The 25,787-nt window shown below is 57.1% G+C and carries 26 protein-coding genes; 11 read left to right on the top strand and 15 right to left on the bottom strand.

Going from position 1 to position 25,787, the window contains the following annotated elements; translation table 11 throughout:
- Positions 1 to 81 precede the first annotated feature (81 nt).
- Complete coding sequence (locus AC3IT9_RS14005; protein WP_150752810.1) at positions 82 to 1,137, bottom strand: tartrate dehydrogenase; 1,056 nt, start codon at positions 1,135 to 1,137, stop codon at positions 82 to 84.
- Between the two features lie 136 nt (positions 1,138 to 1,273).
- Here AC3IT9_RS14005 and AC3IT9_RS14000 point away from each other — a divergent pair, with 136 nt between their 5' ends.
- Positions 1,274 to 2,197 carry a LysR family transcriptional regulator gene (locus AC3IT9_RS14000; RefSeq protein ID WP_489273408.1) on the top strand — a complete coding sequence of 308 codons (924 nt, stop codon included), beginning with the start codon at positions 1,274 to 1,276 and terminating at the stop codon, positions 2,195 to 2,197.
- 376 nt (positions 2,198 to 2,573) lie between these two features.
- Complete coding sequence (locus tag AC3IT9_RS13995; protein WP_489273407.1) at positions 2,574 to 5,450, top strand: multicopper oxidase domain-containing protein; 2,877 nt, start codon at positions 2,574 to 2,576, stop codon at positions 5,448 to 5,450.
- A gap of 158 nt (positions 5,451 to 5,608) precedes the next feature.
- On the opposite strand, the gene AC3IT9_RS13990 is transcribed toward AC3IT9_RS13995, so the two are convergent.
- Positions 5,609 to 7,105 (bottom strand): multiheme c-type cytochrome, encoded by a 1,497-nt coding sequence (locus tag AC3IT9_RS13990; RefSeq protein WP_489273406.1) that lies wholly within the window; start codon positions 7,103 to 7,105, stop codon positions 5,609 to 5,611.
- A gap of 238 nt (positions 7,106 to 7,343) precedes the next feature.
- Between AC3IT9_RS13990 and AC3IT9_RS13985 the strand changes: the two genes are divergently transcribed.
- Complete coding sequence (locus AC3IT9_RS13985; RefSeq protein WP_489273405.1) at positions 7,344 to 7,511, top strand: hypothetical protein; 168 nt, start codon at positions 7,344 to 7,346, stop codon at positions 7,509 to 7,511.
- A 132-nt stretch (positions 7,512 to 7,643) separates the two neighbouring features.
- Here AC3IT9_RS13985 and AC3IT9_RS13980 read toward each other — a convergent pair whose 3' ends face one another.
- The 3 genes from AC3IT9_RS13980 to AC3IT9_RS13970 all read right to left on the bottom strand — a co-directional run bounded on the left by AC3IT9_RS13980 (position 7,644) and on the right by AC3IT9_RS13970 (position 9,935).
- Positions 7,644 to 8,102 (bottom strand): MarR family winged helix-turn-helix transcriptional regulator, encoded by a 459-nt coding sequence (locus AC3IT9_RS13980; protein WP_008051025.1) that lies wholly within the window; start codon positions 8,100 to 8,102, stop codon positions 7,644 to 7,646.
- A gap of 127 nt (positions 8,103 to 8,229) precedes the next feature.
- On the bottom strand, positions 8,230 to 8,682 hold the full coding sequence (locus AC3IT9_RS13975; protein ID WP_057714894.1) for an Ohr family peroxiredoxin: 453 nt from the start codon (positions 8,680 to 8,682) through the stop codon (positions 8,230 to 8,232).
- A 602-nt stretch (positions 8,683 to 9,284) separates the two neighbouring features.
- Complete coding sequence (locus tag AC3IT9_RS13970) at positions 9,285 to 9,935, bottom strand: hypothetical protein (protein WP_150724312.1); 651 nt, start codon at positions 9,933 to 9,935, stop codon at positions 9,285 to 9,287.
- A gap of 471 nt (positions 9,936 to 10,406) precedes the next feature.
- On the opposite strand from AC3IT9_RS13970, the gene AC3IT9_RS13965 reads away from it, so the two are divergent.
- Positions 10,407 to 10,613 (top strand): hypothetical protein, encoded by a 207-nt coding sequence (locus AC3IT9_RS13965; RefSeq protein ID WP_423502894.1) that lies wholly within the window; start codon positions 10,407 to 10,409, stop codon positions 10,611 to 10,613.
- Positions 10,614 to 10,667: 54 nt separating this feature from the next.
- Here the strand turns inward: AC3IT9_RS13965 and AC3IT9_RS13960 are convergent, their stop codons facing one another.
- Positions 10,668 to 11,504, bottom strand: coding sequence for an alpha/beta fold hydrolase (locus tag AC3IT9_RS13960; RefSeq protein ID WP_150752997.1), 837 nt, complete (start codon positions 11,502 to 11,504; stop codon positions 10,668 to 10,670).
- Between the two features lie 234 nt (positions 11,505 to 11,738).
- Positions 11,739 to 12,530, bottom strand: a complete 792-nt coding sequence (locus AC3IT9_RS13955; RefSeq protein ID WP_191633608.1) for a cysteine hydrolase family protein — start codon at positions 12,528 to 12,530, stop codon at positions 11,739 to 11,741.
- Between the two features lie 193 nt (positions 12,531 to 12,723).
- Between AC3IT9_RS13955 and AC3IT9_RS13950 the strand changes: the two genes are divergently transcribed.
- Entirely contained in the window at positions 12,724 to 13,716 is a 993-nt protein-coding gene (locus tag AC3IT9_RS13950) for a GlxA family transcriptional regulator (RefSeq protein WP_489273404.1), read from the top strand.
- A gap of 73 nt (positions 13,717 to 13,789) precedes the next feature.
- Here AC3IT9_RS13950 and AC3IT9_RS13945 read toward each other — a convergent pair whose 3' ends face one another.
- On the bottom strand, positions 13,790 to 14,746 hold the full coding sequence (locus AC3IT9_RS13945) for a threonine dehydratase (RefSeq protein ID WP_150752807.1): 957 nt from the start codon (positions 14,744 to 14,746) through the stop codon (positions 13,790 to 13,792).
- Positions 14,747 to 14,842: 96 nt separating this feature from the next.
- On the opposite strand from AC3IT9_RS13945, the gene AC3IT9_RS13940 reads away from it, so the two are divergent.
- The 3 genes from AC3IT9_RS13940 (at position 14,843) to AC3IT9_RS13930 (ending at position 16,860) form a co-directional block, all read left to right on the top strand.
- A complete protein-coding gene (locus AC3IT9_RS13940; protein ID WP_489273512.1) occupies positions 14,843 to 15,664 on the top strand; it encodes an AraC family transcriptional regulator in 822 nt (273 codons plus the stop codon).
- Positions 15,665 to 15,876: 212 nt separating this feature from the next.
- Positions 15,877 to 16,167: a hypothetical protein gene (locus AC3IT9_RS13935; RefSeq protein WP_489273403.1), complete on the top strand. Its 291-nt coding sequence runs from the start codon at positions 15,877 to 15,879 to the stop codon at positions 16,165 to 16,167.
- Positions 16,168 to 16,299: 132 nt separating this feature from the next.
- Positions 16,300 to 16,860: a magnesium transporter gene (locus AC3IT9_RS13930; protein ID WP_223448859.1), complete on the top strand. Its 561-nt coding sequence runs from the start codon at positions 16,300 to 16,302 to the stop codon at positions 16,858 to 16,860.
- Between the two features lie 32 nt (positions 16,861 to 16,892).
- Here AC3IT9_RS13930 and AC3IT9_RS13925 read toward each other — a convergent pair whose 3' ends face one another.
- Genes AC3IT9_RS13925 through AC3IT9_RS13905 form a run of 5 tightly spaced genes read right to left on the bottom strand, consistent with a single transcriptional unit; the run spans position 16,893 to position 21,927 of the window.
- The gene (locus tag AC3IT9_RS13925; protein WP_489273402.1) at positions 16,893 to 17,210 is read right to left on the bottom strand and encodes a cytochrome C oxidase subunit IV family protein; all 318 of its coding nucleotides are present in this window, start codon (positions 17,208 to 17,210) and stop codon (positions 16,893 to 16,895) included.
- Positions 17,211 to 17,223: 13 nt separating this feature from the next.
- A complete protein-coding gene (locus AC3IT9_RS13920; RefSeq protein ID WP_489273401.1) occupies positions 17,224 to 17,937 on the bottom strand; it encodes a heme-copper oxidase subunit III family protein in 714 nt (237 codons plus the stop codon).
- A 6-nt stretch (positions 17,938 to 17,943) separates the two neighbouring features.
- Complete coding sequence (locus tag AC3IT9_RS13915) at positions 17,944 to 18,636, bottom strand: cytochrome c oxidase subunit 3 (protein WP_489273400.1); 693 nt, start codon at positions 18,634 to 18,636, stop codon at positions 17,944 to 17,946.
- Positions 18,633 to 20,405 (bottom strand): cytochrome c oxidase subunit I, encoded by a 1,773-nt coding sequence (ctaD, locus tag AC3IT9_RS13910; protein ID WP_489273511.1) that lies wholly within the window; start codon positions 20,403 to 20,405, stop codon positions 18,633 to 18,635. The genes AC3IT9_RS13915 and ctaD overlap by 4 nt, the downstream gene beginning before the upstream one ends.
- A gap of 49 nt (positions 20,406 to 20,454) precedes the next feature.
- Complete coding sequence (locus AC3IT9_RS13905) at positions 20,455 to 21,927, bottom strand: c-type cytochrome (RefSeq protein ID WP_489273399.1); 1,473 nt, start codon at positions 21,925 to 21,927, stop codon at positions 20,455 to 20,457.
- Between the two features lie 315 nt (positions 21,928 to 22,242).
- Between AC3IT9_RS13905 and AC3IT9_RS13900 the strand changes: the two genes are divergently transcribed.
- The 3 genes from AC3IT9_RS13900 to AC3IT9_RS13890 all read left to right on the top strand — a co-directional run bounded on the left by AC3IT9_RS13900 (position 22,243) and on the right by AC3IT9_RS13890 (position 24,149).
- Positions 22,243 to 22,581: a hypothetical protein gene (locus AC3IT9_RS13900; RefSeq protein ID WP_489273398.1), complete on the top strand. Its 339-nt coding sequence runs from the start codon at positions 22,243 to 22,245 to the stop codon at positions 22,579 to 22,581.
- A gap of 624 nt (positions 22,582 to 23,205) precedes the next feature.
- Positions 23,206 to 23,859 carry a hypothetical protein gene (locus tag AC3IT9_RS13895; RefSeq protein ID WP_150723920.1) on the top strand — a complete coding sequence of 218 codons (654 nt, stop codon included), beginning with the start codon at positions 23,206 to 23,208 and terminating at the stop codon, positions 23,857 to 23,859.
- A gap of 83 nt (positions 23,860 to 23,942) precedes the next feature.
- Positions 23,943 to 24,149 (top strand): co-regulatory protein PtrA N-terminal domain-containing protein, encoded by a 207-nt coding sequence (locus AC3IT9_RS13890; RefSeq protein WP_150723921.1) that lies wholly within the window; start codon positions 23,943 to 23,945, stop codon positions 24,147 to 24,149.
- 283 nt (positions 24,150 to 24,432) lie between these two features.
- Here the strand turns inward: AC3IT9_RS13890 and AC3IT9_RS13885 are convergent, their stop codons facing one another.
- Both AC3IT9_RS13885 and AC3IT9_RS13880 read right to left on the bottom strand, forming a co-directional pair.
- Positions 24,433 to 24,732, bottom strand: coding sequence for a hypothetical protein (locus tag AC3IT9_RS13885; RefSeq protein WP_150723922.1), 300 nt, complete (start codon positions 24,730 to 24,732; stop codon positions 24,433 to 24,435).
- A gap of 329 nt (positions 24,733 to 25,061) precedes the next feature.
- A complete protein-coding gene (locus tag AC3IT9_RS13880) occupies positions 25,062 to 25,703 on the bottom strand; it encodes a response regulator (protein ID WP_150752802.1) in 642 nt (213 codons plus the stop codon).
- Positions 25,704 to 25,787 lie beyond the last annotated feature (84 nt).

Here is a 25,787-nt window from a genome sequence, read left to right as displayed (position 1 = left end):
GTCAGGAAATGCCAAGGAGTCAGATCAACTGACCTGCCCCTCGGCGTTGTGCCGCAGTACTGCCTGGAAGCGCTGGAAAAATCAGCGGTTGATCAACGCGATGACCGCATCCGTGATCTGGCGGGTGGTGGCGTTGCCGCCAAGATCCGGGGTATGCACACCACTTTCGGTCACCGCTTCGATCGCTGACATCAACTGCTTGGCGCTGGCGTGTTCGCCGAGATGCTCGAGCATCATTGCAGCCGTCCAGAACGTCGCGATCGGGTTGGCCACACCTTTGCCGGTGATGTCGAACGCCGAGCCGTGGATCGGTTCGAACATCGACGGGAATTGGCGTGACGGGTTGAGGTTGGCGGTCGGTGCGATACCCAGGCTGCCGGACAGTGCCGCGGCCAGGTCAGACAGGATGTCGGCGTGCAGGTTGGTGGCGACGATCACATCAAGCGTCGACGGCTTGAGCACCATGCGCGTAGTCACCGCATCGACCAGTTCCTTGTCGATCCTGACGTCCGGGAAATCCTTGGCGACTTCATAGAAAATCTCGTCCCACAACACCATGCCATGACGCTGGGCGTTGGACTTGGTGACCATGGTCAGGTGCTTGCGCGGACGACTGCGTGCCAGTTCGAAAGCGAAACGGTGAATGCGCTCGACGCCGGCACGGGTGAATACCGAGACCTCGGTGGCGACCTCTTCCGGCAGGCCACGGTGTACCCGACCACCGTTGCCGGAGTACTCACCTTCGGAGTTTTCCCGCACCACCACCCAGTCAATTTGATCGCCGTTGTGCAGCGGGCTCTTCACCCCAGGCAGTACCCGGGCAGGACGCACGTTGGCGTATTGGTCGAAGCCCTGGCAAATCGGCAGGCGCAAACCCCAGAGTGAAATGTGATCCGGCACGTTGAGCGCGCCCACTGCACCGAAGAAGATCGCATCGAAGGTTTTCAGTTCTTCCAGGCCACCTTCGGGAATGTAGTAGCCGTTTTTCAGGTAGTTATCCGAGTTCCAGTCGAAGTGTTTGAAATCCAGCTGGAAGCCGGACTTTTTCGACAGGGCTTGCAGCACCTCGACGCCAGCGGCAATCACTTCGACACCGATGCCATCACCTGGAACCGCTGCAATCTTGTATGCACTCATGGTCAACTCCACTCTCGTAAGTTTCTTGTTGTGCCTGTCGAACGGGCTGTTCAATCAGGGTGTGAGCGGAGTATATGTAGTGAACAAATAGGTGTGAGTTACTCATAATCACTACATAAATAACTTTGAGTTACGAATGAGCCAGACCTTGGATTTGTCGTTTTTCTACCTCTTGGCCAATAAAGGCAGTCTTGCCGCAACCGCGCGGGAACTGGGTATCACGCCGCCGGCGGTCAGCAAGCGTCTCACCGCGCTGGAGGCTCGACTGGGCATCCGCCTGGTCAATCGCACCACGCGCTCCATGAGCCTGACCTCGGAAGGTGAACTGTTGTTTTCCCACGCCGCCCGTATCCTGACGCAGATCGATGAGGTCGAGCAGTTGATCCACAGCAGTCGGGCTACACCCAAGGGCCTGATTCGGGTCAACGCGTCGCTGGGTTTCGGTCGCCGATACATCGGCCCGGCCCTGGGTGCATTCTTCGCCCAGTACCCAGAGGTGGAGGTGCAGCTGGAAATCAGCGATCACCCCCTGGACCTGACGACCCATGGGTTTGACCTGGGCATACGCTTCGGTACCCTGCCGGACGCCGCCTTCCATGCACGCAAGATCGCGTCCAATCGCCGTCTTCTTTGCGCTTCGCCGCTGTACCTGGAAAAGCATGGTGTGCCGCAACGCCTGTCGGAGCTGCAGCAACACAACTGCATCTTTCTCAGGCAAAACGAAACGCCCTACGGTGTGTGGAGTTTCACCAACGGGGGGCGCACGCAAAACATCAAGGTCCGTGGCGCACTGGGCTGCAACGACGGCGAAGTGGCCCTGAATTGGGCGCTTGAAGGCTACGGCATCCTGTTGCGGGCCGAATGGGACATTGCCCGATACGTGCGCAGCGGCCGCTTGCGATTAGTGCTGGAAGACCAGACCCCGACACGCGCTGATGTTTATGCGGTGTACCCGCAACAGCTACACCTGTCAGCCCGTGTGCGCAGCCTGATCGATTTCCTGGTTGAACGTTTCAGGCACATTGACCACCTGGATGAAACGGCAGGCCTGCACGACTGAACAGCCTGGGCCCGCAGCCGCTTCGGCCAACAGCGGGCACCGATGAAGTCGGTGCGAATGACAGCAGTCAGCCATCGATTCATTCAGAAAGTGGCCACTTCTCTTAGCCCGGACACCCCGCACAATCGCACCCGGTATTGGGGGATATTCCCCGTCATCGGGGCTTTCATCCTGGCTTCTCATACGCCTGCTTGAAGCCAGCAGACAAGGGGAACGCGGCGTAGAGCCATCAGTCACCTCCTGTCACTTTCGGCGGGAAATATGCATCGTTCCCATCCCGGCTCGAAATCAAACGTTTTGCCAGCCGGGCCAGGAGCAGTGGCTTGTTGCCCATGCATTGCCACGCGCTCCGAGGAACCCGTCAGAGGTGTTTGCGATGAAACTGGATGCCGGAAGGCTGAAACCTAGTCCATTGTTCAAAACCAGGCTGGCGCTGAGTATCTCTGCTGCCGTGATCATGTTGGGGCTGGGCTTGTCCCAGGCCCGGGCAGTGCCCCTCGACAACACCGATCCACCGCCTCCTACCGACCCATCGGCGTTCACCAATCCGCCCGCCGACCCCGATGCCGCATTGCGGGACTTGCTCAAACTGCCTCCCGCAAACGTTGGCGCTTTTGATTTACCCAATGGAGTGATCGGTAACCGCCAGACCCCCTTGGTCGACAATGTGCTGCCACCCGATCTGCAACCCAGCTTCAACATCCCCACTAACGGTAATGCCAGCCCGGTGTTCGGGGTTCAACCGTTCTCCCAGAAGCTTGAACTGTTCGAGGAGTTCGGCTCGAACAAACTGGATGCGACCGACCCGCCATCACCCGTTCCGTTTCCGGTTCCGACACTGGGCCCCGCACCGGCGCAAGATCCATTGAACGTGGCGCGTAGCGGCCCGTCGCCGGCTGCGCTGGACGCCTTTCTCAGGGAGCCAGCCTTGACGCCCTTCCCGACAGAGTTCTCCAATGTCCTGGACCGCAACCCCTGGAAGGCGCAGATCGAGCTTTTCCTCAATCGCCGAGTCGATTCGCCCGCAGAAGGCCGGCCACCGGGAAAAGGCTGGTCACACCAGCGTTTCAATGAGTTTTTCCCGCGCGACGCCTTCAAGACTGTGCAAGCCGGCGCGCACGTCAACAGCGGCTTGCGTGATCGTATGCAACGGCATAACTACGCCGTGGGGGAGTTTTCGCCAGGCGGGCTCTATCACAATCCCAATGGCAACCCGGCCAACGAGGGCACCACCAAGGGCATTCAAGTGCAGTTTCACCCCAACTTTCCTGTCCAGGACCATAACGCGTTGTGGACATTCGACGGCACCTTTCCGCCCAAACTGCTTCAAGTCCGCTATGGCCAAGCGATGCTGATGCGTCATTACGATGCCTTGCCCATTGACCCATCGGCCAACCGGGGCTTTGGCCTGCACACCATCACCACCCATGAACATAACGGCCACTCGCCTGCGGAAAGCGATGGCTTCGCCAACGCGTTCTTCTTCCCGGGCCAGTACTACGACTATCGCTGGCCGATCCAGTTGGCCGGTTACGACAGCATCAATACCAGTGCTCAGGATCCGCGTGCGGCATTCCCCTGCGACCCCGGTGAAACCCTGTTCGTCAACGACGCCACCCCCGGCTTCAAGACCTGCGACAACGGCACCATCAAGATCCGTGGCGACTGGCGCGAAACCATGAGCAGTCACTGGTTCCACGATCACATGCTCGATTTCACCGCGCAGAATGTCTACAAGGGCAATGCGACGATGATGAACTACTACAGCGCCGTGGACCGTGGCAACGAGGCGGTCGACGACGGGGTCAACCTGCGCTTGGCCAGCGGTTCGGGGCTGGGGTGGGGTAACCGTGACTATGACGTCAACCTGACGATCGCCGACAAGGCCTGGGACCAGGCCGGCCAGTTGTGGTTCAACCCCTTCAACACCGACGGTTTTCTCGGTGACCAGGTGCTGACCAACTGGGAGTACAAACCCTTCCTGGACGTACGTGCCCGCCGCTACCGTTTGCGCATTCTCAACGGATCGGTTTCTCGCTACTTCAAGCTGGCGGTGGTGCGTCAGGTCAATGGTAATGGTGGCGAGTTTCCTGGCCCGAACAACTCCGGGGTTTCCTATAACCGGGTGCCGTTCCACTTGATTGCCAACGACGGCAATATCATGGAGCACGCGGTGCCGTTCGATGGCAGCCTGGACCTCGATAGTGACGGCGACACACAGAACCACAATGGCATTCTGCCACTGCTTGGCGTTTCCGAACGCCATGACATCGTCATCGACTTCGCGAAAAACGGCATCAACCCGGGCGACAAGATTTTCTTCGTCAACATCGAGGAGCATGAAAACGGCAAGCGTCCCGAACGTGACATTCCATTGGCGGATGTACTCTCCGGGAAGTACCTGCCCGTTGTCCGGCAAACCAGCCACGGGCCACAGTGGGTCAACGGTGACCCGGGCGTGGGCCTGTTCCTGCAACTGAACGTCCAGCCTTACACCGGCCAGGATGTCAGCATGAATCCGGTCGACTTCGAGCCCGCCAAGCCTGGCAAGCCCGAGGGCAAGGTCATGATCCCCCTGCCCTTGAACCGTGATGACCCTGCCGATATCGCCCGGCTTGCCCAGGCGCGGCACCGCACCTTTATCTTTGGCCGCTCCAACGGCACGGATTTCAAGCCCTGGACGATCAAGACCGATGGCGGCGAAGGCTTCGGCATGGACCCGCGCCGGATTTCAGCCGCGCCACAACTGGCCACTGGCCCGACACCGGCAGGGTTCAAGGGTGAAGGCACGCTGGAAGTCTGGAAGATCGAGAACGGCGGCAATGGCTGGAGTCACCCGGTGCATGTGCATTTCGAGGAAGGGATCATTCTCACTCGAGGCGGCAAACCGCCACCAGAATGGGAAAAAGGCGCGCGCAAGGATATCTACAATGTAGGCCGCCATCCTGAGAGCCTCGACAATGTCGAAATGGCCATACGCATCCGTGAGTTTGCCGGTACCTACATGGAGCACTGCCACAACACACAGCATGAGGACACGGCGATGCTGCTGCGCTGGGACTCTGAACACCCGGGCCAGATTCAATTGATGCCCACGCCATTGCCCAGCTGGGACGGCGTGAAATTCGTGGCCTCGGTTGCGTTACCGACATTCCGTACAGGAGATGGTGTCGGGCCACAGGTCGAGGTCGACAATGACCAGGAAGATAGCAGCGGTAGTGGCAGTGGCAGTGGCAGTGGCAGCGGAGGCTAGCGTCGTCTATCAAACGACTGGTCATGGCGTCAGCAAACGCAAAGAACCGGCTGCATGATCGTTTCAATCCCAAAGCCGCCTGTCATCACTGTCGGCTTTGGGTCGGATGCGCTCTCTGTCCGAGACGCGTTACCTGTTCGACGATGGCAATGACATGTTCATTCTTTGTAGTAGGCGCTGACGTCGTCGAGTTTCAACTTCGCGGGTACCGCCCGCTTCGCCGTCTCGGATCCGGTCGACAGGGGTACGCTCTGCGTGACGTTGGCCATCCGGGTGATTTCCACCTGCAACTTGTCCTTGCCGAGCAGGTAATCGGCCAGTTTCTGGGAAAACGGCCAGTAGTTCAGATCGGCAGTCAGGGTCAGCGGCCCGACGGCGTCGGCCGGCACCAGGAAGGAGAACTCCCCGATATCGTAGCCCTTGGGCAGAATGCGGTTGTCCGAGAGAATCTGCGTGGCATTCCAGACCTCGACATCCAACGGATTGCCGTCCTTGTCGCCTATATGCACCTTGAAATTTCGCGTGTTGACCTCGGTCTTGCCGTCCTTGATCGAGCCCAGGCGATAGATCTCGCGACCATTGGCATCCTGCACCCGGAAATCGATCCACATCTCCCGACCCTCGGGAAAGCCGGTCGGCAGCTTGTGCCCGGCGCCGACATTGGTCACTTTGACGGCCACCGAGGTGTATTGCCCGGGCGTCATGGCTGCCGGTACTTGCTGGAACTTTATGTCCCCGGCACGCGCGAGCATGTCGCGTGCGCGTTGCGCGCCCTCCTCCTGACCGAGATGCTTGAGCATCGTCGCGTTGGCTCCGCTGAACCAATGCGAGGCGACCTCCTCGCGGTCTGGCCCCATGATCGCGGCCTTACCCGCAAAGCCCGGCATGTGACAGCTCTGGCAGGTCACATTGTTAAGGCTGTAGGTGCTCTCCTGCCATTCGTCATAGGTGCGCTCGACCGCCACGCTGCTGAAGGGATGCGTGACGTTGTGACAGGTGCCGCAAAAGTCCGAGCGCGTGTGCAGAGCGGAATACACGGTGTCGTGATAAGGCGAAACGGCATCCTTGCGCGGGCCGAACTTGGTCGGTTTGCCGTTTGCCCGAGGGCTCAGGACATAGGCACCGTTATCGAGGCCTGTGCGGGCACTGATGTTGTGGCAGGTCTCGCAATCGACCCCTGGCATCGGATGATTCTTCTCGCTGTCTTCAATCGAGGAGCGGTTGACTTGCGAAGTGATCTGCCCGGTCGTGAGACCGATCGGGGTATGGCAGCCGGTGCAGAAGTTATCGACCTTGCCCTCGGTGGCCGCACTCGCGCGCTTGAGCAAGGCCCGATAGATGGGTTCATCCCAGGCCTGGGACATCATCGATGAACGCCACTGCCTGTAGATCTCCGTATGACAAGCGCCACAGACCTGGGCATTGTCGAAGTCCTTCACATTCAAGACCAGGTTGCCGGTGGTATTGGCCCGATGGGGAAAGAACGGCATCCCGCCAATCACATGCATGAGCCTGGAGCGTGCCGGCTCCAGCCACTTCTCATTGCCTTGACTGTCATTGCCCTGAGGTTCGTCGGCCGCCACCAGCGTGGCCGTGAGCAGGCAAACCAGTAAGCACAACAGACGACGCAGCGGCGCTACCTTGGAGTGGTTCATAACGACTTCCCCTGGACAGTTGCAGAGGATGACTGCAGCACTTCCATTGAGTAACCAAGGGTATTTCGTGATGCAACCCGATGGTTACATCAATCACTCAATGGGGGTACTTACAGCTCCACGGCGTCCCGACACCTTTCATGAACGGGATACCCTCGCTCAGCAATTACCCTGCCATCGATGTAACAATACTTGTCGGCATACCTGAACGCCCCGCAAACATTGCTCGGAATTTGAAATGTCTGAGTTGATGGAGATGCGAACCCTGCTGGGGATTCGCGCCCATTGGCGGGGTGAATTCACGCCGAAATCGGGGGGGATTCAGATCAAGGGCCAGTCCTGCGATACAACCGCCGCACAACATCCGATAGCTGCATTACCCTCCGGGGTTAATGAGCCGCTCTGATCCGTTACTTGGCCCGCCGACTCTCTATCGCTGCAACCTGCTGCACTTATGCACCTGATTGCGGAATAGGAAAGCGTTTCTCCGCGCAGTGCACCTCGCCAATCCGGGGCCACTCACTTTACTCGATAGAACTTACTCCCGGTCTTTCGTCGACCGGATGAGACTGCCCCGTAACTTCACAATGGCCTTCTGCATTTGCACGAAGTCGTCAGGGTCAAGACCGGTTTGCGGAAAGCCGTCTTCGGTGAGGCCTTCGCGCAGTTTTCGCCCCTCTTTGGTGAGACTGATCCGCACCTGGCGTTCGTCTTCCGGGTCGCGCTGGCGCAGCAGATATCCCATCGCTTCCAGCTTCTTCAGGATCGGCGTGAGGGTATTGGATTCGAGAAACAGCTTTTCGCCGAGGCTGCCAACGGTCTGGTTGTCTTCCTCCCACAGCGCAACCAGGGTGATGTATTGCGTGTAGGTCAGGCCGAGCCGTTCAAGCATCGGTTTGTAGGCCTTGCCGAAGGCCAGGTTGGTGGAATAGACCGCAAAACACAGGAACTCGGAGAGTTTGAGATCCAGGGCGGATGTCTTGTCGGTGTTTTTCATGGACGTTCTCTTGGGTCAATCTGGCGAGGCTGAAACTATACGTCGTACGCGATGGTATCGGAAGTGCGTATAAACACCGACGGCCGGCTCACCGGGAAGATCCCTGGTGAGTCGGCCGTGCAGTGGGTTATGCGGTCAGGACGTTGATGTCGACATCAATGTTGCCGCGTGTGGCCTTGGAGTACGGGCAGATTGCATCGGCGTTGTGCGCCAACTCAGTCGCCACCCCTTGGTCCAGCCCTGGCACCCGCAAGGTCAGTCGGGCCTGGAGGAAGTAGGCCGCGCCGGTCTGGCCCAGGTCCACTTCGATGTCGACGGCCGTATCTGTCGGCAGTGTCACCTTCATCTGTTGGGCGGCCAGCCCCACCGCTGCGATGTAGCAGGCCGACCACGCTCCGGCGAACAGTTGCTCGGCTTTCGGGTGTGGCTGGACGGCGGTGAGCACGTGTGCCGGTGTGTCGCTGCCGGGGGACGACAGCACGATGTCGAGGTTGCCGTTATGGCCGCGCGATGTATTGCCTGCGCTGTTATGAGTGGTGTGGGTTTTGCCGCTGGCCAGTACTTTTTCGATCTTGCTCATGGGGACTTCCTCAGGATTTAATATTTCGTGCGATTATATCGCATACGATATTTGTAACATTTAAAAAGACAACGTTCATCAATTGGCGTGTGCAATGATCCAGTTGTTGCCGTTTTGGCCATGGGAAGCGTGAGCGGTCGAGATAAAGATTGTGCGGCGGCTTCCGGTGTTCATGGCTGAGTCTCCAAACGGCAAGGGTTGTCGTTGCTTCTTATCGCTTTCGATTAGATCGCATGCGATATGTAAATACTCAACCAAACCCCCAATGATGTCAAAGCCTATTTTATGCCTTGGCGATGAGCGGTAGACGCGAGATCAACCTCGCTACCCTCCCCCTTGTCGAAAAGGATGATGGGCTTCTCACCGTCCGGCCCTGCGGGGACCTCTGGTTAAGCGCTTCGGATCGCTCTCACGCATGACGATCAACTCGTTGGCGCTGAAATGAAATGGACGTATTTCACTCGAAAAAAAACCGGCCAATCGAGCCGGTTTTCTTTGACTTGCTGATACCCGCACCCACAAAAAACCCCCTCACAAGGAGGGGGTCTGATGTTTGAACGGTTCAGACGGTTTCACCCGTCTTTTCCCGGACTTTCGTCAGCTCAGCGCAGCGCAGGAATACCCGCAAACAGCCACGAAGTCTCTTGAACCGGAGTTGCTTCGTTGCGTTTACGCGCCCACTGGGTCAGCGCCACCATCATCGCAAAACCGAGCACGATCAACACCGGATAGGCCATCAGCAACTCGGTGAGCGAATACTTCCAGGCCAGCGGTCGACCGACACCGAGCATGGCGGCATACAGCCAGGACACGCCCGACAGTGCACCAGAGAACAGGGCAAACATTCGCACATTGATCTGGAGATCAAGCAGCGAACCGGCCTTCAGCATTGCCGGCAATACATAGCGGTGCAACAACATGCCGTTGAACGTCAGCAGCAATACAATAATAACTTTGGCTTGAAGTTTCGGATTGGCAAAATAGGTCATGCCTTTTTCAAGGTAATCAATACCTATAATCGCAGCTCCGGTGACCCACAAGAATATCAACGCATTGGCAACAGACTTCTGAAGACTGGCCATATGTTCATTATCGTGCCCCGACGACACACGACCTTTCAACAAATCCTTGACCATGGCGGCATCGCTGGCAAACACCAGGCCGATAGCTACGCAGCAAGCCAACAGGTGAACGTACACAACGCCTAAACGCAAAAACTCCATGGATTCTTTCTGGCCGATCAGGCCGATCATTGTATTAATATCCAAGACTACATCTCCACTTATTGCGGCAGTGCAAATTGACCATGCCCCAGGCATGCGAATTAATTAATTAATTAATTAATTAATTGCGCCTGCACGATTAAATTCGCATTGATTGAAGCAACTAAATAATTGGGTATTACAAGAGAGAGCGACTCGCCCAGCGAGTCAGTGATGACGGCATACTATCACTCCAGGTCTCAGGTAAAAAAAATCCCCATGCGCATTCCATTCAATGCAGATGAGGTATACGTCCATTTTTCTAGTGAGTGCAGCGGGTCTCTAAGGATCCGCCTGCTGGAAAATCAGAGCCCAGCATATCCCGATCGTTCATTTTTTGAGCAAAAACATCGACAAACGGTACTGTTTCCAGCACCTGGGGATCCCTGCCCCATTGGCTGAAACCCGCGTCGCCACGACGCTGAATCGTTTCTTGTTCCCTGCCGAAAAAAAACCGCTTTTGTGCTGAACTTTCGTCGCCAGACCCGACCAACGGCGAAAATTGCTTACCACGAAGGCCTGCGAAAAATTTCGAAAATGGGCCCGCTGGACTCTTTCGACCAGGCTGTCGGCAAGTTCTCCATCGCCTATGCCAATCAAAATGCGAAAGATCATGCCGCGCTGATAGCTGCGGAAAAATCAGGACGGATCAATGCACTCAGGGAATAAGAGTAATGAACCCCTCCATGGCCCTGCGAGCAGCAGAGCCATGGCTCGAACGGATCAGCCGCGAATGAACTTCAGCAGATCCTGATTGACCACATCGGCGTGCGTCGTGCACATCCCGTGCGGGTACTTCTCGTACACCTTCAGGGATCCATTTTTCAGCAACTTGCTCGACAGCAGCGCAGAGTCGGCAATGGGAACGATCTGGTCGTCATCACCGTGCATGACCAAAGCAGGTACGGTGATCGCCCGCAGGTCATCCGTGAAGTCGGTTTCAGAGAAGGCCTTGATGCACTCATAGTGGGCATTTGCCGCGCCGGCCATGCCTTGCCGCCACCAGTTCTGGATCATGCCCGGCGAAACAGCGGCACCCGGGCGGTTGAAGCCGTAGAACGGGCCACTGGCAACATCCAGATAAAACTGAGACCGGTTGGCCGCCAGTTGCTTGCGCATGTCATCGAACACCTCGATTGGAAGACCGCCCGGGTTTGCCGGGCTCTTGACCATGACCGGCGGTACCGCACCAATCAAAATCAGCTTGGCCACGCGCTTGTGCAATTGACCATGCCGGGCGACATAGCGCGTCGCCTCCCCGCCGCCGGTCGAGTGGCCGATATGCACGGCGTTGCGCAGGTTCAGTTGCTGTACCAACGCGGCGACGTCCGCCGCGTAGTGGTCCATGTCGTGGCCATCGCTTACCTGAGACGAGCGGCCGTGGCCGCGCCGATCGTGTGCAATGACGCGATAGCCCTGGCCAACGAAGAACAGCGCCTGGCTGTCCCAATCGTCACCGCTGAGCGGCCACCCATGGTGGAACACGATGGGCTGGGCGTTCTTCGGGCCCCAGTCCTTGTAGAAGATTTCAACACCATCTTGGGTTGTCACTTTGCTCATGGTCATGTTTCCGCTATGGGTGTCAGGAGAGTTGAAGGACGCGAGTGCAAGGCCGGGTGCCGTGGACAAGGCAACGAGGGCCGTGGCACTCAGGCCGAGCACCAGAAAATCCCGTCGGTCCGGGCTGACAAGCCCTGAATTTTCGCTATCGCTCATGGGTGACTCCGCGTCAGTCAGTGACACGGGAGCCGCAAGGACTCCCCTGTCTGGTCAGGAAATGGGCCATGCCCAAGGTCAGCGCCCTTCCAGCTTTTTCACGACCTCATCGGTCGTCATCACACCGTTGGCGATGTAGCGGAAGTTGACCAGCGCGCTACCGTACCCGTCGCCATCAGGCAGCTTCGGGCCGGCGACGGCGTCACGTACGACAACCACCTCGAAACCGCGCTCCAGAAACTCGCGAAGGTGCGATTCGACGCACAGGTTGGACGCCATGCCGGCCAGGATGATTTTGTCGACCCGCTGCTTGCGCAGCTGCAGCATCAGGTCGTTGCTTTGCGGGCCATACAACTTGTGCGGTGAGGCGACGAGGGTCTTGCCGTCTTCGATGAAGGGTTTGAACTCCTTCATGAAATCGGCACCCGAATTGCGGAATCCATCCAGCGTCAGGGCGCCCTTGCGGTCGAACATACCCAGCTTGTGTTGGACGGTCTCCGCTGGCGCTTCAAACTCCCACTGATGATCGTGGGGGTAGTAGTAGTGCGGCGAGATCGCTACGGTCGCTCCGGTCTGCTTGAACGCCGTGAAAAGCCGGGTCAGATTCGGCACCAGATTTTGCTCGGTAACGCTCTGGCCGAAGATTGACCAGCCCGCCCCCTCCGGGCTCATGAAGTCTATCTGCGGGTCGATCACGACCAGTGCGGTTCGACTGGAATCCCATTGAAAGGTGGAGGCCGGGAGTGCCGGTTTGGCTGGATCGACGTAGGGGTTCTCGGCGGCGTAGCCGATGCCGGGCGCCATCAGGATGGCCCCCAGCAAGGTGGCGCAGGAGATGAGTCTGGCGGGATGAATTCGGTTGAAGGTCATGTTGCACGTCCGCAGTGTGGGGGTGGTGCATTCACGGTACGGCGAGAAGGCGGCACGAAATGGACATATATCCCTGGATTTCGGCCGACAAGCTCACTCACCTTGCATGAGACGGGTGGGCTCAATGCCACCCGTGACCTTCCAGACAGCAAGCGCGTACCATGGCCCCATTCAGACTGTGGATGTTCCGTGCATGCAGCGTCACATATGTTTCCTGGTCTATCCGGGCTTCGTATTGCTCGATCTGAGTGGCCCGCTCGAAGCCTTCTCCAACGCCAATCGTGCGCGCCCTTCTGGCTATCGATTCACAGTCGCTTCGCTTGAAGGCGGATTGATCGGCGCTTCGAGCGGACTGCAAGTCGCGACCGAAGCCTTGCAGGTTGTCGACCAACTCGACACGCTGATCATCGTCGGTGCACCCACCGCTCCAATCGATGACAGGATGCTGCCGATGGCAGCGGCGATACGACAGATGTCCCCGCGCTCTCGCCGCACTGCCAGCGTCTGCACCGGCGCCTTCCTGCTGGCCGAGAGCGGCCTGCTTGACGGTCGTGTCGCGACCACGCACTGGAACTACGCGCCGCAATTGCAGGCACGCTATCCGGCACTGCGCGTGGACGGAGATCGAATCTGGACCGAAGACGGGAATGTCTGGACGTCCGCCGGTATGTCGGCTGGCATCGACATGGCCCTGGCGATGATCGAGCAGGACCTGGGCAAGGAGGTGTCACGCTCCGTCGCGCGCATGCTGGTTGTCTACTATCGGCGACCCGGTGGCCAGTATCAGTTCTCTTCGCTGCTGGATTTCGACCCTGGCTCGGATCGGATCCGCACGGTGCTGAGCCATGTGCGCGATCACCTGCGGGATGATCTGTCAGTTGAGCGTCTGGCAGATGTTGCACATATGAGCGTACGCCAGTTTGGTCGCGTGTTCGCGGCGTCGGTCGGGGTGACACCGGCGAAAGCTATCGAGCGCCTGCGTATCGAGTCGGCGCGGCCAATGGTCGAGGACGGACACCAGACTTTCGAAGAGATCGCCAGGTGCTTCGGATTCGGCGATGCCGATCACATGCTTCGCAGCTTCGTGCGAGTCGTGGGGCGCACGCCACAGGAACTGCGTCGCAGCGCCCGTCAGGCCAAAGGCAATGGTGGGTCCGGAAAAAAAACGGATCAATCGTCCACGTAATCGAAGACTCGGTGATCCAGCGGGCCAGGAGCTGCTGTTTCGCCCGATCAGCAGTCGCTCTCACGGCACCCCTTCACGCTATTACACGCGCATACACCGATCTGTCGACGTTCCCACCGGATAGAATCACCCCTACCCTTCTTCCCGACATGGCTTCACGCTCCTCGATGAGCGCGGCCAGCGCCGCCGCACCGGCCCCTTCGACGAGGTTGTGGGTATCGGTGTAATACACACGCATGGCCTCGGCGATCTGGTCATCGCTGACCGATACGATCCGCGCGGCACCTGCCGCGTAGACAGCAAAGGCTTCAGGAATTGGCTTACGCACGGCAAGGCCGTCGGCAAAGGTGTTGGCCGAGGCGGTTTCGCGTATTGCTCCAGCATCAAACGATAACTTAGCGGCCAGGGCCTCACTGGAAACCACGCCAACCACCTGTGTTTCCAGACCCAGCGCATCGCGAGCGGCGATCACCCCGCAAATCCCCGATCCACAGCCAATCGGCACATAAACGGTATCCAGGTCTGGCGCTGCGTTGAACAGCTCCAGCGCATAAGTGGCGACGCCTTTGACCAGCTCGGTGTGAAACGGCGGAACCAGGAACAGGTCATGCACGCGCGCAAGGCGGGCAGCCTCTTCACGGGCATCATCGAAATCGCGGCCATACTCGACCACTTCAGCGCCAAAGCCACGCATGGCGTTGTTCTTTTCTACCGAGTTACCTTGCGGCACGACGATCAACGCCCGCAAACCCAATGCGCCAGCCGCCAGCGCCAGGCTCTGGCCATGGTTGCCGCGGGTAGCGCTGACGATGCCCTTCGCGCCCGGGTGCTCGCGTTTGAGCCAGTGCATGAAGGTGATACCACCACGTACCTTGAAGGCACCGGTAGGCGTGTGATTTTCGTGCTTGACCCACACCGTGCAACCCAACCGCTGAGCCAGCAAGGGCCAAGGGTACTGGGCGGTGGCCGGCATGACCTGGTAAACGCTGCGAGCGGCCTGTTCGATATCGTCGCGAGTCAGTCTGTGCATGAGTGGTCCCCCTGAGATTTTGCCCAGTCTGAACACGGGCGCAGTGTTCCGGCTTTCAGAAAACTGACCTGACTTTTGCCCCCACTCTTCACTACTATGGTGTCCATGAGTCATCGAAATCGCCTGCCGCCACCACTCCTGTCCGAACCGGTCCGCCGTATCGAGGCCGGGCCTTGGGCAATCGAATTACTCCCCGGCTGCGCCTACGCGACCCGATATGTCGCGACCCAGGCGGGAATCGGCTTCGCTTTCGACAGCCAGCGAGGCCTGCACGCCATCGGCAGTGACCGAATACGCCCCTTCGATGCCGTGCCCAACGGCCTGGCGTTCGTCCCCGCCGGCTGTGACGTGCTGTCCGAATCACCCCAGGGCGGTGAATACCTGCGGGTGATGCGCACCGACGGTATGGCATTGGTGGGGGATCGAGCCTTCAACAATCGTATCGATCGGCAGGCCACTGCCCTCGCACAGCGAATGCGCGCCGCGCTGTTGCTGGCCTCTGTGGAGGACGATTGGGAAGCCTGGGCACTCGCATTGTCCGAGCGGGCGACGGGTAGCGAAGCCGTGTCGACAGCACCCCATGGCTCGATAACCGGCAACCGGATGCGCTTGCTCGATGAGTTCATTGATGAAGGCCTCGATGGCCCCTTGAGCGTACCGGCGATGGCGGGGTTGCTTGGATTGTCCGAAGGATATTTCATGCGGGCATTCAAAAACGCTACCGGCAAAAGTCCGCACAGTTACCTGATCGACCGACGCCTCGCCAAGGCCCGTGCCTTGATGCGCGATTCGACTGCCACGCTGACGGAGATCGCCTACGCCTGCGGTTTCAATTCACAGGCGCACATGGCGACCACCTTCAAGCAACGCCTTGGAGTGAGTCCGGCGCAGTTGCGCCAGCGTGCGAGGTTCAGTTAGCGCCAGGTTATTTTGATGTTTGCAATGGGCTGATTGCTGCCTGCCTTTGCCGACAGGCAGAAATCGGCCGAGAGTGGCCGGTGGTCGTTGCATTTCGATTGTCGCCGGCGTTTGGCTAAGCTTAATAAATCAGGGCGAACTGAAACCTGGGTGATTGCATCCATCAACGGATCTGGATTGGCATCAAGACGGTACTCCCAAAGGAGACGACTATGTATGCGGTGATAAGAACCTACCTGGGTACTGGAGCAAAGGAGCTTTTCGAGCGGTTGGAACAGCGCAATGCCGACGTCGAAGCTACCTTGCGGACCGTGCCTGGCCTCGTTAGCTACACACTGTTGAATACGGGTGATGGTGGCACGGCGGTGACTGTTTGCACGGATAAGGCCGGCAGCGATGCGAGCCTGAAAGTCGCGCGTGAATGGATTCAGAAAAATGCATCGAATATCCACGCGAACCCGCCGATCGTGACGGAAGGTCCGGTCATTGTGCAGATCAGCTAGCGACCGATCAGCAAGGTAGTGAGTGCTATACTTTTTTCAGATTGCACGGGGTGTGCAACGTTCCCCACAGTACAGCTACCGACTGCTGCCGGACAGAGGAGGTCTGCAGCAACCCGAGATGGGAGGTGTTGCATGAACCGGCACTATTACATCAGTGACAATCTCAACGATCTTGAAAACGTTGAATATGAATTGGAAGCCAGCGGCATCAATTCCGAACAGATTCATGTACTCAGTGAAAACGTTGCTGATGTAGAAGAACATCACCTCCACGAGGTCAACTCGTTAATGGAACAGGATGCTGTTCACTCTGGTGAGATTGGTGCGGTGGTTGGTGTGCCACTCGCGGCGCTGGTGCTGGGTGGCGCCTATTGGATGGGTTGGACCGAGTCCGCCGCAGGCTGGATGCCTTTTATCTTCCTTGCCATTGTTGTATTGGGCTTCTGCATCTGGGAAGGCGGCTTTTTTGGGTTCCAGGTGCCGAACACTCACTTCCGCAATTTCAAGCAGGTGGTAAAAGAAGGCAAACATATCTTCTTCGTGGATGTTGAACCGGATCAAGAATCGGTACTGGACCAGGTAATCAAACAGCATCCAAAGCTGAAGATCGCTGGCACGGGAGCGGCAGCTCCCCACTGGACAGTGGCTTGGCAGCACAAATGGCATCAGTTCAAGCGAGTGATATCGGGTTAGTGCCTGGAGACTCAAGGCCATCCGAAAGCTGCTTACTGGCCAAAGAAAATGCCCCTGCTGAGGAAGATATAGTCTGCCTCGGTGGCCATCAGCCCGATGAGCACCAGTAAACACAAAGGCGGGACCAGTATGGCGTAGACCAAAGCCAGGCGCTCCCAGGCCATATGCATGAAGATGGAGACAATCAAACCTGCCTTCAACAACATGAAAGTTATAATCAGGGACCACCGAAGGTAGCCATGGAAGTGGAAATAGTCGACAAGGTACGACAGCGTGCTGAGGACGAATAACAGCCCCCAGATTTTAAGATACAAACTGATTGGATGTTGCTGACCCTGAACATGTGCCATCACCCGTGCTCCTCTACCATAAATAGAAGAAAGCAAAAATAAATACCCACACCAAATCCACGAAGTGCCAGTAAAGCCCGGCTATCTCGACGTTCTGATAGTTTCCGGAGCGCTCATAATCTCCGCGCCATACTTTCAGCGCCACAATGCTGAGGTAAAGGGCGCCGATTGACACATGCAGTCCGTGAAAACCGGTAATCATGAAAAAGCTGGCACCAAATTGCGCCGCCCCCATGGGGTTCCCCCAGGGACGCACCCCTTCTGCGATGAGCTTGGTCCATTCAAATGCCTGCATGCCGACGAATGTCACACCCAAGGCAGCGGTGGCCAGCATCAGGGCCGTGGTTTTCGCGCGATTACGGCGATAGGCGAAATTGACGGCCATGGCCATGGTGCCGCTGCTACTGATCAGCACAAAGGTCATGATGGCGATCAGAATAAGCGGGATTTCCCTGCCGCCGATCGTCAATGCGAACACTTCACTGGGGTTCGGCCAGGCGCTGGTGATGGTCATGCGTACCGACATGTAGCCGGTCAGGAAACAGGTGAATATAAACGTATCGCTGAGCAGGAATATCCACATCATCGCCTTGCCCCAGGGCACCTGCTTGAAGGCGTCTTTATCCGAAGACCAGTCGCTGGCGATGCCCTGCCATCCCGGTGCAGGCGGCGAACCTGGTGGATTGGATGTACTGGATTCGACTTGGGCTTGTGAGTGCAATGCCATGGCTGTTCACCTCAGGCCGCAGAATCTGGCGATGGCTTCATAGGTTTGCGGCGTGCTGGCCAGCAGCGCGAATAGCACGAACCAAAGGCCCAGCAAGTAATGCCAATAGATGGCACAGAGCTCTACGCTGGCGCCAAGTTGCGCCAGTGGCACATGACGCAGAAATCTGGCGACGATCCAGCACCAGGCGATCAGCCCGCCCAGCAGGTGGAACCCATGCAGGCCGGTCAACAGGTAGAAGAAACTGTTGGCCGGATTGCTGGCGACAAAGTAGCCCCAGGCGACAAACTGCTGCCAGACCCAGAGTTGCCCCGCCAGAAAGGCAATGGCAAAGCCCCCCCCCAATGCAAAACCAATGACAGTTGCGCCCGGGCGAGCCTTTCGGGCGGCCATACGCGAGCACTGCAGTGCGATGCAACTCAACACCAGGAAAGCCGAATTCAGCCATAGCGGCCGGAGATTGCCTAACGGCGCCAAAGGCTCTGTCAGGGGTAGCCAGTCGACCATTTGAGAACGGGCAATAAAGGCGATCAGGAAGAGGAAGAATAACGAACTCACCACCACCAGAAACAAGCGCAGGCCTACCCTTGCAGTTTGCCTTCTATCGGCATCCTCGGCGGCGTGAATACCCTCAGGGTCGCGACTCCAGCTGCCACCGGGATCAGCGCCGTCGGCGTTTCTCAATAGCAGCCTGTTCATGTCTTGATGTCCGCCTTAGTTCCGGCACTGAGTTGCCGCATGTGCTCCAGCTCCTCGGCGGAGACCGTTTGCGGCACGAAATCCTGCTCTATCCCCGGCACACTGTAGTCATAGGCCCAGCGATGCACGACCGGCAACCTCTCTCCCCAGTTACCGTGTTTCGGCGGGGTGTCCGGCGTTTGCCATTCCAGGCTGGCCGCGCCCCAGGGATTACTGCCTGCGGGTTTGCCCTTGAATGTACTCCAGGCCAGGTTGAACACGAACAGCAATTGGGAAACGCCGACGGTCAATGCGATCACCGTAATGAAGGCATTCAAGTCTTGCGCCGACTGCGGGATGAACGCGTAGTTTTCATAGGCGTAGTAGCGGCGTGGCATGCCCTGGAAACCCAGGTAGTGCATGGGAAAGAAGATGGCGTAGGTGCCCAGAAAGGTAATCCAGAAATGCAGCTTGCCCAGGGTGTCGTTCAACATGCGCCCGGTGACTTTCGGGAACCAGTGATAAATGCCGCCGAACACCACCAGTACCGGAGCGACCCCCATGACCATATGAAAATGGGCCACGACGAAATAGGTGTCCGAGAGCGGTATATCCACGATCACATTGCCGAGAAACAACCCGGTCAGACCGCCGACCAGGAAGGTGACGATAAAGGCCAGGGCAAACAGCATCGGCACGGTCAGATGGATGTCGCCCCGCCACAGGGTCAGCACCCAGTTGTAGACTTTCAGCGCGGTCGGCACTGCGATGACCAAGGTGGTGACGGCGAAGAAAAAGCCAAAGTACGGGTTCATTCCGCTGACATACATATGGTGCGCCCAGACCACGAAGCTGAGTACGCCAATCGCAATAATGGCCCACACCATCATTCGGTAGCCGAAGATATTTTTACGCGCATGCGTACTGATCAAGTCAGAGACCAGACCAAACGCAGGGAGAGCAACGATGTAGACCTCCGGGTGGCCGAAGAACCAGAACAGGTGCTGGAACAATATCGGGCTGCCACCCTGGTGATCGAGCTGCTGCCCCAGCGAGATCATCGCCGGCATGAAGAAGCTGGTGCCCAACAGCTTGTCGAACAGCATCATGACCGCACTGACAAACAACGCCGGGAAGGCCAGCAAGGCCATGATCGAGGCCATGAAGATGCCCCATACCGAGAGCGGCATGCGAAACAAGGTCATGCCGTGCGTGCGCGCCTGCAACACCGTGGTGACGTAGTTCAACCCGCCCATGGTGGCCGCGACAATAAAAATCGCCAGTGAGACGAGCATCAAGACAATGCCCCACTCGACCCCCGGTGTTCCCTGAGTAATGGACTGTGGCGGATAGAGCGTCCAGCCGGAACCTGTGGGGCCGCCAGGGACAAAAAAACTGCTGAGCAACACCAGTACCGCCACCAGGTAAAACCAGTAGCTGAGCATGTTGACGTAGGGGAAGACCATGTCGCGGGCGCCCACCATCAACGGGATCAGATAGTTGCCGAAGCCCCCCAGAAACAAGGCCGTCAGCAAGTAAATGACCATGATCATGCCGTGCATGGTCATCGCCTGATAGTAAGCACTGGCGTCCATGAACGCCAAACTACCGGGGAAGCCTATCTGCATGCGCATCAAGCCGGACAACACCACGGCGATAAGACCCACGAATAAAGCCGTCAAGGAATATTGAATGGCTATGACCTTGTGGTCCTGACTCCAGATATATTTGGTCAGGAAGCTTTTAGGCTCGTGCAGTGCCTCTGTTTCGGCTTGCTCCGCATAGGCCATCACGTCATCCTCCTGCCGAAGTTTCAGTGTATTCCTGGCTGTTTTACGGCTACTTCCCTGGCTCCGCCTTGTTCGCATCAGCGTCAGCATTCGCTTTGGATTTGATAAAAGCGATCAGTGCATTCAGCTCCTCGTCACTCGGAGCCAAGGCCGGCATGACGGCTGCATAGCCCTTGACGATTTTGGCATTGGGATGAAGAACCGATTCTTTGATATAGCCCTCATCGACCTTTACGCTCGTATCGTCGGCAAGGGTTTGCGTCTTGCCATACAGGCCCTGCCAGCTGGGGCCGACGCCCTTGTTGCCATCGACACTGTGGCAGGCCAGACAACCAAGCGATCCGGCCAGTCGCTGTCCCTGCGCCACCAGGTCTTCACCCGGGCTCGACGCTTCGCCGGTCGAAGGTTCGTCGTCTTGCTGCGCAGCACCCAGTGATTTGATCAGGGCGATGACGGCACCCAGTTCATCGTCCTTGAGAGTATAGGCCACCATGACCGGCGGATAGCCCTGTACCAGTCGGGCCTTCGGATCGAGGATCGACTCTTTCAGGTAGGCCTCATCGACCAGCACACTGGTGCCATCGGCAAGCTGTTCAGTGCGGCCGTACAAATCCTTCCATCCCGGGCCGAGACTGGCACTGCCATCCTGGCTATGGCAGGCCTTGCAGCCGTACTGTTCGACCAACTGGCGGCCTTTTTCCAGCACGTTGTCTCGACCGGGTTTGGCAGCTGTGGTCAGTGTCTGCGCAAAAGTAGGCTGGCCTTTTAGCCATTGATCGAAGACGCTCTGCTCTTCCACGATCATATGGCCGCGCATGTTGTAATGACCTACACCACAGAATTCAGCGCAAAGGACTTCGTATTTTCCGGTTTTAGTCGGTGTAAACCAAAAGTACGACACCATCCCTGGCACCATATCCATCTTGCTGCGAATTTGCGGTACATAGAAATCGTGCAGAACATCTTTAGCGCGCAACAAGACTTTCACCGGCCGATCGAGCGGAAGGCGAACTTCATTATTCATTACAAGCACATCGTCCTGCCCGGCAGGATCCTTGGGATCAACACCGAGGGGATTGGCGGAATCTACAAGCTTGATATCCGACTTGCCCAACTTCCCGTCCTGGCCGGGAAAACGAAAGGCCCACTGCCACTGCTGGGCGACCACTTCAAGTTCGTAGGCATCTTTCGGCACCCGGATGAAATCGTTGTAGACAACCAGGCCTGGCGCCAACATTCCGGCAATACCTACCGAAGTAATGATAATCAACCATAATTCCAGCTTTTTATTTTCTGGCTGGTAGGCCGCCCTGGAACCTTCCTTGTGACGATAGCGCATCACCGCTACCGCCATGAATACCGTGATGGCGATGAAAAATATTCCGCTAATGATCAGGGTGATGAACAGGGTGGTGTCTATGGACCCCCAGTTGGATGCTGCCGGTGTCGCCTGCCAAGGCGCTAGTATGTGGAATAGCACGGATGCAATAACGATTAGTATCAGGATAATTGCTATTGCCATTTCCTCTTCATCCTATTCCTGTTGTTCATTGGTTATGCAAAAGCATCGCCACTGACGTCCAAGCAGGGCCGACAAATACCACCCATCCGGGCGGCAAAGTCAGTAAGAAGTATAGAGCCATCGGCTTGTACCGCGAGGTCGGCAAGCGAGGCCCGGCGCCCAGCTATACTGAATTTCTGATGACGGACGGCAGAGATCGGCCAAAAACTGCCCCAATAGTCGAACCCTGCCCTTGTGCAGTCATCAAACATAAGTGATGGCATTGAGCAGGAACGATAGTTACAGAGTCCAACAACCCACATGGGAGGTTTCGTCATGAGTGCCCTGACGATCGAAGGCTGGTGCAAAACCAGCGGCGCCCAAAAGTCCACCCCGATGGGGGAAGTCCATTTCTACGTCGACGGACCTCTCCATGTCCGTCTGGAGGAGGCCGAAGAGCGCTTGCAGAAGACTCACGAGCCTGAAGCCATGGTCGATGTCGATATTGACTCGATGGATCTGATCATGCCCGAGGGATACGCGCCCTTGTCCGACTGCCAGATGCGTGTCTATCTGCAGCACGAACGCGGACAGTTCCATCTGGTCGGACACCGAGCGAGTGACGGCAGCTTGATCTACACCAATGCGGTGTTGATTGATCAGTTGCTTGAGTAGCAACTACGCGATTGCCGGTATCGGTCTTTCTCCGTGGGGTGCCCCCACATGCGGGGAACCTCACTTTTTTTGGGGGAAAATGGCAGTGCCTTGACCTGGTTTGTAAACCCGGCCAAGTGCTTTTTTATGGCCGACTAGCTCGTATCCCCCCCGATTTTTCCATGGGATCTGGAAAAAAAGACGAAAAAATCGGCGCGGCCCTCATCTGCCTCCCAACTCGCCGCAAAGCCAGTAATGGTGCTGGCTGCGCTATCCAGGCAGGCAATAAGCGACTAGCCATTTCACTGCCGTTGGTCAGAACAATTGATCAAAAAACGAACGGATCCGGGGTTTTTCGTTCAGAATACGCCACAGGTGACACGGGCTCGGCCCCTCACCTGACCCCAGAAGCGGAAGTAAAACCTCCTATGCACAAAGTGCGATTGAGGTTTTTTGTTACCTGAAAATGGACATGATCGAATGACTAAAAAGTTCATTCGCGGAACCCGCTATTGTCTTGGCAGCGTAACGCCGCAAGATTAATTAATACAAATTCCTGGATCTTCATGGCAATCAGCAACGGCAAATTCCAACCAAGCCGTACTGAGAGCCATGTTGATTCAATATCATAACCAAGAGGTCACCATGGAACTTAGTATGTTTTCTTCGTCCACCGTGGAATATGTGCGTTTGGGCGTTGTATATTTCCATCTTATCGCCTGCTGTGTGGCAATCGGGCTGGTTTTGACCAGTGACATTGCAATGGTCAAGCAACTCCTGAAGGGGGATGCGTCAGGTCACCATGATGACGCGCATCTGGAAAGCCTTCAAAAAACCGTATCGCTTGCACTTGTAGCGCTTTGGATTACAGGCATTGGTATTATCGGGATCGATTATGCCGGCAAGGGGATGGAGTATTTCCTCAATCCAAAACTGCAAGCCAAGATCGGCATCGTTGTGCTGTTGACCTTTAACGGCTTCCTGTTGCATAGCGCTGTATTGCCGGCGCTGAAAAAAGCCGGTTCGTTACTGAAACTCTCCTTCAACCTGCGCATGCTGGCGCTGTTCTCGGGCGCCCTCTCTGGTGTGTCGTGGTTCTATGCCGCCATGCTCGGTGTTGGTCGTCCGCTGGCCTGGAAGTACTCGCTGGTGGAGTTGCTGGCAGCCTATCCGGTTCTCATCGTCGGTGGATTCGCGATGATGGTACTGCTCACTGCCTGGGCAAAAAACAAAGACACCGAAGCGCGCATGGAGCGAGGCACCTGGTCACCAGGAAACGCCGCCCTGGCTGGATGGTGAAGCCAGGTTGAACAAGGAAGTTCAGCTTCAGTAAATGAATTCCGCTTTTAGCTGTTAACAGAATCTCACTTGAGGATACCCAAATGAAATCCATGAAAGTTCTCTTCGTAGTCGCCACCCTGACCGCCTCTTCTCTGGCCATGGCCACCGGTGGTGGTGACAAGACCTTCGCACGCATGGAGTCGGCCCGGAAAGTCTCGGTGGAAACCTACCAGGTTGCACAGAAACAGAAGACTGAAGCCGCTGTCGCTGAAAGCAAAGCCAAGGCGACCGATCGCGCCAAAAGCTGATCTGTGTAGCGCGTCCCCCGGCCGACAGCAATGTGCGGTCTCAAGTCTCGAATGCAGCACTCAAGGTGCTGCATTTGCCGTTTTAACCGAAATCCCGTTTACACAAAATCCAGTGTGTTGAATCCACAGTCGTAAGCAGCCTTTCGCGAAGGGCTGCTTCACGCCCTGAGGAAGTCAGTCAACCTAAATCAAGACTCTTGAGGAGCGCCTGACCGGCGGAGTTTCCCTGCCGGCCGACGATAGTGAAATATCAAATACCCGCAGTAGTCATGGAGATAGGCATCTATCGCTTCCCCTTCATGCAGACTACGGAAAGATAAGCACCCCAAAGAACACCACACAGGGCAAGTATCAGCTCCGGATTGAAAATGTTCTGATCGACCGGTGCCACCAGGATTTCGCTATAAAGGCACAACGCGCCCGCGATCAACGCAATAAAGTAGCCGGTCCGGGTCCGGGTCCGGCGCAGCAACAGAACCTTTTTCAGACCCTCGTCTTTCCATTCTTGAAGGGGCATGAGTTGGATCTCTTCCAGCAGCACCACACCCCACAGCAACGCACACAACCAATAACCTATCATCATGATGCCCTCCAGTTTGAACATTGATTCAACATGAATGCAGCGGACGAAAATTTGTCGAGAGGTAAATATGCTTGATTGGAACGGCCACCACTATCGACGTTAGCAGGACTTCTTTGTGGCGATATCGGCCAAACGCTTGTAGTGATTCCACTACAAGCAGGCTGGATCCGGCGAAGCCGGGCATGTGCTGCGCATCATTGCTGCACAGTTCGTTAAACCGCACCTGAAGTTCAATCAGGACGATTCAATGATGCCCGGCCGTTTACCGCAGAGAGTGGCGGATGACGAGAACGATTGAGTGGCTCGGCTGCGTCGGATGGCAGGGTGTTCTAAGTTAACAGGCCGTTTTCGATGGCATAGCGGGCCAGTTTCGCGTTGCTGTCCATTCCTGTTTTTTCCAGGATGCGTGCCCGGTACGTCGTGACGGTACTCGGGCTCAAGTGCAATATCTCAGCGATGCGGACAATTCTCTCGCCTGAAGCGAGGAGCTTTAGTACTTCAAGCTCCCGGTCGGATAGCGCTTCGTGGGGTGCCCCGTCGCCTCTGCCGATAGCGTTGACCAGTTTTTCTGCCAGCTCAGGGCTGACGTGCTTGCCGCCTGAGGCCACCTTGCGAACTGCCGTAACCAGGGTGGCTGCGGAAATATCCTTGGTGAGGTATCCCGCTGCGCCGTGCTTGATTGCGCGTAACGCATAGGCCTCGACCGAATGCATGCTCAGCATCAGAACGGCGAGCTTGGGCTTCTCTGCACGCATGAGCTTGAGGAGTTGCAGGCCGGTCTTGTCGGGCAGCTGAATATCGACCAGCGCCACGTCGAAATCCTGCTCCCGGACCAGGAGCATTGCATCTTGTGCCGTCGCGGCTTCGCCCGTTACGTCGATCTCGCCGGCAGTCTCCAACATGCGTCGCACGCCATTACGCACGATGCTGTGATCATCCACCAGCAAGACTCTGATTTTGTGGTCAATCATCTGTATTTTCCATTCGGCAGTAGCCAGCAAGCCATGGAATCTGCTGCAGAGCTTGACGTTAGCAGGCGCAGAGCACACTTGCAC

This window comes from Pseudomonas sp. KH_046_1 (assembly GCF_057839025.1).
Note: the sequence above shows the minus strand (reverse complement) of the source record. Positions and strands in the feature narration are given on the sequence as shown.

Excerpts from the sequence above, each read along its gene's own strand:
- AC3IT9_RS14000 (WP_489273408.1), top strand. The coding sequence starts at position 1,274 with ATGAGCCAGACCTTGGATTTGTCGTTTTTCTACCTCTTGGCCAATAAA.
- AC3IT9_RS13915 (WP_489273400.1), bottom strand. The coding sequence starts at position 18,636 with ATGAACAGGCTGCTATTGAGAAACGCCGACGGCGCTGATCCCGGTGGC.
- AC3IT9_RS13905 (WP_489273399.1), bottom strand. The coding sequence starts at position 21,927 with ATGGCAATAGCAATTATCCTGATACTAATCGTTATTGCATCCGTGCTA.
- AC3IT9_RS13985 (WP_489273405.1), top strand. The coding sequence starts at position 7,344 with ATGTCTGAGTTGATGGAGATGCGAACCCTGCTGGGGATTCGCGCCCAT.
- AC3IT9_RS13990 (WP_489273406.1), bottom strand. The coding sequence starts at position 7,105 with ATGAACCACTCCAAGGTAGCGCCGCTGCGTCGTCTGTTGTGCTTACTG.
- AC3IT9_RS13995 (WP_489273407.1), top strand. The coding sequence starts at position 2,574 with ATGAAACTGGATGCCGGAAGGCTGAAACCTAGTCCATTGTTCAAAACC.
- AC3IT9_RS13925 (WP_489273402.1), bottom strand. The coding sequence starts at position 17,210 with ATGGCACATGTTCAGGGTCAGCAACATCCAATCAGTTTGTATCTTAAA.
- AC3IT9_RS13935 (WP_489273403.1), top strand. The coding sequence starts at position 15,877 with ATGTATGCGGTGATAAGAACCTACCTGGGTACTGGAGCAAAGGAGCTT.
- AC3IT9_RS13880 (WP_150752802.1), bottom strand. The coding sequence starts at position 25,703 with ATGATTGACCACAAAATCAGAGTCTTGCTGGTGGATGATCACAGCATC.
- AC3IT9_RS13930 (WP_223448859.1), top strand. The coding sequence starts at position 16,300 with ATGAACCGGCACTATTACATCAGTGACAATCTCAACGATCTTGAAAAC.
- AC3IT9_RS13940 (WP_489273512.1), top strand. The coding sequence starts at position 14,843 with ATGGTGTCCATGAGTCATCGAAATCGCCTGCCGCCACCACTCCTGTCC.
- AC3IT9_RS13945 (WP_150752807.1), bottom strand. The coding sequence starts at position 14,746 with ATGCACAGACTGACTCGCGACGATATCGAACAGGCCGCTCGCAGCGTT.
- AC3IT9_RS13980 (WP_008051025.1), bottom strand. The coding sequence starts at position 8,102 with ATGAAAAACACCGACAAGACATCCGCCCTGGATCTCAAACTCTCCGAG.
- AC3IT9_RS13950 (WP_489273404.1), top strand. The coding sequence starts at position 12,724 with ATGCAGCGTCACATATGTTTCCTGGTCTATCCGGGCTTCGTATTGCTC.
- AC3IT9_RS13900 (WP_489273398.1), top strand. The coding sequence starts at position 22,243 with ATGAGTGCCCTGACGATCGAAGGCTGGTGCAAAACCAGCGGCGCCCAA.
- AC3IT9_RS13975 (WP_057714894.1), bottom strand. The coding sequence starts at position 8,682 with ATGAGCAAGATCGAAAAAGTACTGGCCAGCGGCAAAACCCACACCACT.
- AC3IT9_RS14005 (WP_150752810.1), bottom strand. The coding sequence starts at position 1,137 with ATGAGTGCATACAAGATTGCAGCGGTTCCAGGTGATGGCATCGGTGTC.
- AC3IT9_RS13960 (WP_150752997.1), bottom strand. The coding sequence starts at position 11,504 with ATGAGCAAAGTGACAACCCAAGATGGTGTTGAAATCTTCTACAAGGAC.
- AC3IT9_RS13970 (WP_150724312.1), bottom strand. The coding sequence starts at position 9,935 with ATGATCGGCCTGATCGGCCAGAAAGAATCCATGGAGTTTTTGCGTTTA.
- AC3IT9_RS13955 (WP_191633608.1), bottom strand. The coding sequence starts at position 12,530 with ATGACCTTCAACCGAATTCATCCCGCCAGACTCATCTCCTGCGCCACC.
- AC3IT9_RS13920 (WP_489273401.1), bottom strand. The coding sequence starts at position 17,937 with ATGGCATTGCACTCACAAGCCCAAGTCGAATCCAGTACATCCAATCCA.
- ctaD (WP_489273511.1), bottom strand. The coding sequence starts at position 20,405 with ATGGCCTATGCGGAGCAAGCCGAAACAGAGGCACTGCACGAGCCTAAA.
- AC3IT9_RS13885 (WP_150723922.1), bottom strand. The coding sequence starts at position 24,732 with ATGATGATAGGTTATTGGTTGTGTGCGTTGCTGTGGGGTGTGGTGCTG.
- AC3IT9_RS13895 (WP_150723920.1), top strand. The coding sequence starts at position 23,206 with ATGGAACTTAGTATGTTTTCTTCGTCCACCGTGGAATATGTGCGTTTG.
- AC3IT9_RS13890 (WP_150723921.1), top strand. The coding sequence starts at position 23,943 with ATGAAATCCATGAAAGTTCTCTTCGTAGTCGCCACCCTGACCGCCTCT.